The organism is Methylobacter svalbardensis (assembly GCF_037671525.1).
GTDB lineage: Bacteria > Pseudomonadota > Gammaproteobacteria > Methylococcales > Methylomonadaceae > Methylobacter_A > Methylobacter_A svalbardensis.
This window is the reverse complement of the sequence record NZ_JAWPOH010000100.1, coordinates 1-7,666: the sequence shown is the minus strand read 5'-3', so window position 1 is coordinate 7,666 and position 7,666 is coordinate 1. Positions and strand designations below refer to the sequence as shown.

The window sequence follows — 7,666 nt, the reverse complement described above, 5'->3', positions numbered from 1 at the left end:
CTTCCAATGCAATTTTGGCTTTTTGAGCCCCTGTAAAAATCTTCCGTTTGCTTTCGCTCATTTCCTGCTTCTCATTTTTCGACAGAGCATAGCTTAAACTATTGTCCGGAATTCGGGGTCCACTATATCCGTCGTGAATCCGCTATGCCTTACTATATTACGATGCGGTTGCATCACTGATATATTTGATTTCATTATCCTGAATAACTCAATGCAGATACAATCTTATTCCGATCACGCTTGGGTCTGGTTGTGGGCTTTTGTTTCACGTTGGTTATTCCTTTCCGCTGCCTGGTTGTTGTTGCATTACGCGCCGGTTTGCTTGGCTTATCTGCCGGATTCTCGCTCGACGCAGTTTTTGATAAATCATTTTTCAGGCCCGATGTATCGGCCTTGGGCTCTGTGGTTTGTTGACTATTATTGGTTGGCGTTTACTCTGGCTGGGCCGTTGTATTTTTATGATCAGCGCGGACGGTTTTTGTTAAGCAATGATAAATATCAAGCCTTGTTGGTATTTTTGTTTCAAGTTTTTTTACGGCCTTGGGGGCTTAAAATTTCGTGGTCGCCGTTGGTAAGGCTGGGTTTGCTAACGGTATTATTAAAGCTGTTTTTTACGCCCTATATTGTAACTTGGGGCATTGGAAATCTCATTAACTTGTGGCAGGCCGTTCATCCTGACCAGTGGAATTTTCGCAATGTAAATCATCTTTTGATTGAAAGCTGTCTGTTTATTGATGTAGCGATGTTTGGTTTTGGTTATCTGGTCGAATCGAAAAGGCTAAACTCAGAAATTCGCTCGGTTGACCCTAGTTGGCTTGGTTGGCTGGTTTGTTTATGGTGTTATCCGCCTTTTAATGGTTTTTCTTTTTTGCCTTTTGATGTGGCGCTGTTTCCCATTAAGGTTGAAACCAGTGATGCTGTCCGACTATTTTTTAATGGTATTGAGGTATTATTGTGGGGTGTATTTGCTTGGGCATCCTTGGCGCTGGGTTTTAAGGCGTCCAATCTGACGGCGCGAGGCATTGTCTGTCGCGGCCCTTATCGCTGGATGCGTCATCCGGCTTATGTGTCCAAGCTTGGTGTATGGTGGATTCAAGGCGTTGTTTTTGGAGAGTTTACCGTGGGAATTTTGCTGGCGTTTACTGTGGTGTATAGTCTACGTGTTTGGACAGAGGAACGGCATTTGTCGGCGGTCGATGATTATGATTCATATCGCCGAGCGGTGCGTTGGCGGTTTGTTCCAGGTTTTTTTTGAAGCTTGTTGCTAAGCGACGTTTTTCTGCCCACGTGTACAGAGCATATAATCTGATAAAGCTGTAAGGCGTGGATCCTGCCATGCTCGCACACTGACCGCTGTTCTTGTATTCATGCAGTCTAATACCTCTACTTTGGGTGTTCACCTTAAACAACTATCAAATGCGAATTAATGCAAAATAAGCCAAAATTTAACCGGGAATTTCTTTTGACTACACCCACTTTCTGCCGTTGCGGTTCGGGCATCGACTATGCTCAATGCTGCGCTCCGTTTCATTCCGGCGAAAAAAAGCCCTTAACTGCCGAAGCCTTGATGCGTTCGCGCTTTACCGCTTATGCGCTGCATAATGCCCAGTATTTACTGGATACCTGGGATGCCACGGTGCGACCTGAGTTGATTGATTTTTCCAAGGAAAAAGTCGATTGGCAACGCTTGGAAATCGGCACGACTAAAAAAGGCGGGGCTAAAGACACTAAAGGTGTGGTGGCATTTAAAGCGTATTATTTGCAGGATGACGAAGTCTACGTGATGACTGAAATCAGTCAGTTTATCAAACGTGCGGGCGGCTGGTTTTATCTGGATGGACAGGTTAAGTCGATTGGCAAGGTGGGCCTACAGACTAATCTGGGCAAGAATGCTCCGTGTTCCTGCGGCAGCGGCAAGAAGTTTAAGCGTTGTTGCGGATGATTATTTGTAGGGGCGAATTCATTCGCCTTGGGCGGATAAATCCGCCCCTACACATCACAGACAGTGTTATTTTGCCGCTTCTTTAGTTTCTTCTGATTCGTTGATGACGGCAGAAAAACAGTCCATCATGCTTTCGGTATAGTTAGCATGGGCTTCTGCGAGTTCTTTTGGCGAGCCGAAATCGGCACGTAGTTCCTCAAGGGTCTTTTTAGGGTTTTTAGACGAAGACAGCGTCAACATTTTTGTATAGTTGCGATAAGCGGTCAAGCGCTTAGGATCGAGAGCAAAAATGCCGGGCATGTGGCTTGAGGATGTCTCAACGATACATTGAGCCATGCGTTCAGGGGATAAATTATAGTCCTTAACATCTTTTTCCAACTGCATTTGCTCCAATACAGTCTGTTCATATTGGTTTTTATCGGCGCAAGCAGGGAGTAATAATGCAGACAGGGAAATGAGCAGTAGTTTTTTCATGTGTGTTACCGTTATTAGTGAAAATGCAATAGGCGACATTATACGCGTTTATATCAGGCTAAAGGCGAAAGGCAAAAGAGGCTGTTTTTTTCGCCCTTCGCCTTTTGCCTGTAATCAATCCATCTCCTTCATTGCCTGCTTTATCCAAGCTTCGGCTTCGGCATTGATGTCCCCGGCTTTACGTCCTTTGGTTTCTATGGCCGGGCCGATTTTTAGTTTGATCACGCCGGGATATTTTAAAAAACTATAGCGGGGCCAAAAATCACCGGCATTATGGGCGACGGGAATGACCGGGAAACCGGTTTTATGCGCGAGCATGGCCCCGCCGATATTGAATTTCAGCACTTCCCTGGCTCCGGCGCGAGTGCCTTCCGGAAAAACCAGCACCGATAAGCCCTCGTTTAAATATCGAGTGCCTTGTTCGAGCAAGGCACGTAATGAGGCGCGTTGATTTTTCCGGTTGATGACGATCGATTTTAGCGTGAGCAGCGACCAGCCCCAAATCGGGAAATAAAGCAATTCACGTTTGATCACCACGGAATGCGGCGGGAGAATGTAGCGTAACGCCAGCGTTTCCCAGGCCGACTGATGATTGCTTAAGATAACGGCCGGGTGCTGCGGGTCGATGTTTTCCAGTCCTTCGACTTCATAGGTGAGGCCGCAAAAAACCTTGGTCATCCAGCTGATAATCGCGCACCAAACATAACCGATTTTCCAGCGTATGTTAAAGGTCGTCAGCATGCCGCTAATAAGCAATATGCCGACTACGGTAGCGGTAGTGAAGATGCCTACAAACAACAGCGCCGAGCCGATATAGTTTTTAGGTCTGGGGTCTTGCTGTGAGGTAGTTTGCTGCGTCATATAAGTTCTCAAAAACAGGAATGTTGAGCTTAGGGTTTTCAGTTAGGGTTTTTTGGCCTTTACCGGTTTTGACCAGTATCGGGCTTGCTCCGACCGCCTGCGCGGCTTGCAGGTCGCGTAGCGAATCGCCGATCACGGTCATGCCTATCAGGCTGACATGGTTGTCGGTTGCAAATTGTTCAAGCAAGCCCGGTTTGGGTTTGCGGCAGTTGCAGTCATCGTCCGGGCCGTGCGGGCAAAAATAGATCGCCTCGATTTTGCCGCCTTTTTCTGCGGTCATGCGCTGCATTTTTGCATGGATTTGTTCCAGCATCGCCGCATCGAATAGGCCACGTGCCAGACCGGACTGATTGGTGACCACCACGACTTTATAGCCATGCTTATTCAGCAGGGCGATGGCCTCAAGGCTGCCGTCAAGCGGCAGCCATTGTTCCGGGGATTTGATAAAATCGTCCGAATCCTGGTTAATGACGCCATCACGATCCAGCAAAATATAGCGTTGTTTGGTCATGCGTTACGATTGCAATTTGGAAATGTCGGCACAGGTCAAAAACTGTTCGGACAACAGGTTCAGCAATGCCAGCCGGTTGGCGCGCAATTCCAGATCATCGGTCATCACCATCACCTGATCGAAAAACGCATCGACGTCATTGCGCAAACCCGCCAAGCGGTTCAGTGTCGCCTGATAATCGCGTTGCGCCAGTAACGGTTTGATGTCACTCTCGGATTGCAGTCCGGCTTGCAACAACTGTTTTTCTTGCGCTTCAAGCAACGCGCCGATGTGATCTGCCGGAGGGGTATCCGATTTTTTCAGGATATTACGGATGCGTTTATTCGCCGCCGCCAAGCTTTCGGCTTCGGGCAGTTGCCTGAAGGCTTTAACCGCCTGCAAACGCTGCATAAAATCCAAAGGTTCGGCCGGAGTCACGGCGATCACCGCGTCAAATTCGTCGGCGGTGTAGCCGTGATCCAGGCAATAGCCTTTCAAACGATCAAACATAAAATCGATCACCCGGTCGGCTGTTGCCGATTGGTCTGCGGTTTGACCGGATACGGTTTTGATCTGAGCTGCGGCGAATTCCGTTAATTCAATAATATTGATGTTAAGTTCGTTTTCTATGACGGTTCTAAGGATGCCCAAGGCGGCGCGGCGCAAGGCATAAGGGTCTTTGTCGCCGGTAGGGATCAAGCCGACGGCAAAAATACCGACCAAGGTGTCTATTTTTTCTGCGATAGCCAGGATTTGCCCGGTGATGCTGCCGGCAGTCGGACTGCCGGATTGTTTGGGGAAGTACTGTTCCTCAATCGCCAGCGCGACTGCTTTCGGCTCGTTGTCCGCCAGCGCATAGTAGCGCCCCATAATGCCTTGCAGGTTGCCGAATTCGAGAACCATCTCGGTCATTAAATCGGTTTTGGCCAATAACGCGGCGCGTTCGGCCAGTTCGACATCGGCGTTCAGGTGTCCGGCAATAAATTTCGCCAGATTTTGTACTCGCTTGGTTTTGGCGAAAACCGTGCCCAAATTCTCCTGAAAAACCACGCTAGTCAGGCTTTCGACGCGATCTTCCAGGGTCTTTTTCCGGTCCTGATTCCAGAAAAATTCCGCGTCGGCAAGACGAGGCGTGACCACGCGCTCATTGCCCTGCTGGATAGATTCCGGGTTGCTGCTTTCAATGTTGCTGAAGGTGATGAAGTTCGCCAGCAAACCGCCGTCGGCATTTTTAACCGGAAAATATTTCTGGTTGGTTTGCATCGTGGTAATCAGCACTTCAGGCGGCAGCTCCAGAAAACGCGGGTCGAAAGTCCCGGTAATCGGCACCGGCCATTCGTTTAACGCGGCAATTTCTTCGAGTAAATCGTCCTCGATATGGGCAATGCCGTTCACAGCGGCGGCAGCTGATTGCGCAGCGTCACGGATCAAGGTTTTGCGTTGCTCAATATCGGCGATGACGCGGCCTTGTTTATGCAACACCTCCGCGTAGTCTTCCGGTTTATTGAGAGCGATTTTTTGCGGCGCATGAAAACGGTGTCCCTGCGTCGTCGCTCCGGTTTCCAGACCCAGAATTTCGGTGTCGATGATGCTGTCGCCGTAAAGCAGGACGGCCCAATGTACCGGTCTGACGAACTCGGTGGTAAAACTGCCCCAGCGCATCCGTTTGGCAATCGGCAAGCCGGCGATGCTTGAGCGGATAATGTCGGGAATCAGCTTTTCGGTCGATTGCCCTTTGACGGCCTGGGTAAAACTGAGCCATTCGCCCTTGTCGGTAAGCAAGCGCTCCAGTTGCTCGAAGCTGGTGCCGCAGCTGGTCGCAAAACCCAGTCCCGCTTTGCTGGGCGTGCCGTCGGGCGCGAATGCCGCTTGCAGGGCAGGGCCGCGTTTTTCTACGGTTTTATCGGGCTGTGCGCTAGCCAGGTTTTCGATAAAAACGGCCAGACGCCGGGGTGTCGCGTAAGCCTTGCTGCCGGTGAAAGTTAACTCGGCGGCATTGAGTCCCTGAACGATGTTGTTCAATAAGGCATTGCTCAGTTTCAGCAAGGTCTTGGGCGGCAGTTCTTCCGAACCCAGCTCGAACAGTAAATGTTTGCTTGTACTCATATTATGCTCCCTGCTCGGTTAACATCGGGAAGCCCAGCGCTTCCCGGCGTTGGTAATAAATTTCGGCAACGGACTTGGCCATGTTTCTGACTCTTAACAGATAGCGCTGGCGCTCGGTCACCGAAATGGCGTGGCGCGCATCCAACAGGTTAAAGGCGTGCGAGGCTTTCAGCACCATTTCATAGGCCGGTAACGGTAAATTCAACTCGATTAGTTTGGTGCATTCCTGCTCGTAGGTGTCGAAACACTGGAACATGAACTCGACGTTGGCGTGTTCAAAATTGTAGGCGGACATTTCCACTTCATTTTGATGGAACACGTCGCCGTAAGTGACGGTGCCGTGTGGGCCCTGAGTCCAGACCAGATCGTAAACGCTTTTAACGCCCTGCAGGTACATCGCGATGCGCTCCAGGCCGTAAGTGATTTCGCCGGTGACCGGACGGCATTCCAGGCCGCCGACTTGCTGGAAATAGGTGAACTGGGTCACTTCCATGCCGTTTAGCCAGACTTCCCAGCCCAAACCCCAGGCGCCAAGCGTGGGTGATTCCCAATTGTCTTCGACGAAGCGCACATCGTGTTCGAGCAAATCCAGACCCAAATGGCGTAACGAACCTAAATACAGTTCCTGAATATTGTCCGGTGACGGCTTTAAAATCACCTGAAACTGGTAGTAATGCTGGAGACGGTTGGGATTCTCGCCAAAGCGGCCGTCGGTCGGGCGACGCGACGGTTGTACATAGGCCGCATTCCAAGGCTCGGGGCCGATGGCGCGTAAAAATGTGGCGGGATGAAATGTCCCCGCGCCAACTTCCTGATCCAACGGTTGCAATAAAATACAGCCTTGAGCCGACCAGTATTGCTGTAAGGCCAGGATGAGTCCCTGAAAAGTAGATAAGTCGTTGTTTATGCTGGACACGGTTTAATGCTCTTGGGCAATAAAAAGCCGATGATTATAACTGAAAAACCGCTATGGGTCATATCGTTAGATTGGACTGTGCAAATTTATATCGGCAGTCTGTAAACGTTTGGAGTTACCAAGTTAAGGCAGGATAGTATGAATAACCTATGCCATGCGGAGTGCAAGCTTTGCTTGTGAACAGGCAAAGCCTGTACTCCAGTTTGCTCCATCTTAAGTTGGTAACCACGTTTGGCATGAGTAGTATTGCTGATTGATCAGGATTTTGATGGGTGTTTTAATAGCAGACGAGGTACTTTTTTAAACAAAAGGGGAATCAACATGAACGATCAAGAAAAACAACGGGCAGTAGATATTCTTAACAAAATTATGGAGCTTGAATTGGCGGGGGTGGTTCGCTACACGCATTATTCGCTGATGGTTTACGGCTATAACCGCATTCCAATTGTTTCCTGGCTTAAGGGCAATGCCGATGAGAGCCTTGCCCATGCGCATAAAGCGGGTGAGCTGGTGACCTTATTGGGAGGACACCCGTCTCTCAAGATCGGCCCTTTATTGGAAACAGCCAAACATGATATTGGCGATATTCTAAGAGAAAGTATGGAGCACGAGAAAACAGCGGTAGCCGCATATGTTGAGCTGCTGAAAGCCTCTGAAGGCGTTTCAGTGCTGCTGGAAGAGTATGCGAGAGACATGATTGTCGGGGAAGAGCTGCATCTTGACGAAGTGAATAAAATGCTGCGAAAACCGGCGGGGAGTCGCTATTTTTGCGACAGCTTTTATGGGCATCCCTGCCCAACAAGCGGCAAAAATCACGCGACCGCTGATGCCTGCGGCTGCCCCAGCCGTCCTGGTCACTCGATCGCTACCCAACAAG

The 7,666-nt window shown here is 49.7% G+C and carries 8 protein-coding genes; 3 read left to right on the top strand and 5 right to left on the bottom strand.

What is annotated here, in order from left to right; all coding sequences use genetic code 11:
- Nucleotides 1–211: 211 nt before the first annotated feature.
- The gene (locus RW114_RS19115) at nt 212–1,255 is read left to right on the top strand and encodes a methyltransferase family protein (RefSeq protein WP_340124342.1); all 1,044 of its coding nucleotides are present in this window, start codon (nt 212–214) and stop codon (nt 1,253–1,255) included.
- 207 nt (nt 1,256–1,462) lie between these two features.
- Nucleotides 1,463–1,942, top strand: coding sequence for a YchJ family protein (locus tag RW114_RS19110; RefSeq protein WP_340124341.1), 480 nt, complete (start codon nt 1,463–1,465; stop codon nt 1,940–1,942).
- A gap of 66 nt (nt 1,943–2,008) precedes the next feature.
- Here the strand turns inward: RW114_RS19110 and RW114_RS19105 are convergent, their stop codons facing one another.
- The 5 genes from RW114_RS19105 to glyQ all read right to left on the bottom strand — a co-directional run bounded on the left by RW114_RS19105 (nt 2,009) and on the right by glyQ (nt 6,789).
- Complete coding sequence (locus tag RW114_RS19105; protein ID WP_340124340.1) at nt 2,009–2,416, bottom strand: hypothetical protein; 408 nt, start codon at nt 2,414–2,416, stop codon at nt 2,009–2,011.
- A gap of 114 nt (nt 2,417–2,530) precedes the next feature.
- Entirely contained in the window at nt 2,531–3,277 is a 747-nt protein-coding gene (locus RW114_RS19100) for a lysophospholipid acyltransferase family protein (RefSeq protein ID WP_340124339.1), read from the bottom strand.
- The gene (gene gmhB, locus RW114_RS19095; RefSeq protein WP_340124338.1) at nt 3,237–3,788 is read right to left on the bottom strand and encodes a D-glycero-beta-D-manno-heptose 1,7-bisphosphate 7-phosphatase; all 552 of its coding nucleotides are present in this window, start codon (nt 3,786–3,788) and stop codon (nt 3,237–3,239) included. Before gmhB ends, RW114_RS19100 begins: the two co-directional genes overlap by 41 nt.
- A gap of 3 nt (nt 3,789–3,791) precedes the next feature.
- The gene (gene glyS, locus RW114_RS19090; RefSeq protein WP_340124337.1) at nt 3,792–5,873 is read right to left on the bottom strand and encodes a glycine--tRNA ligase subunit beta; all 2,082 of its coding nucleotides are present in this window, start codon (nt 5,871–5,873) and stop codon (nt 3,792–3,794) included.
- A gap of 1 nt (nt 5,874) precedes the next feature.
- Complete coding sequence (gene glyQ, locus RW114_RS19085; protein WP_340124336.1) at nt 5,875–6,789, bottom strand: glycine--tRNA ligase subunit alpha; 915 nt, start codon at nt 6,787–6,789, stop codon at nt 5,875–5,877.
- Between the two features lie 321 nt (nt 6,790–7,110).
- On the opposite strand from glyQ, the gene RW114_RS19080 reads away from it, so the two are divergent.
- Nucleotides 7,111–7,666: ferritin-like domain-containing protein (locus RW114_RS19080; RefSeq protein WP_340124335.1), on the top strand; the 556-nt coding region annotated here is incomplete at its 3' end.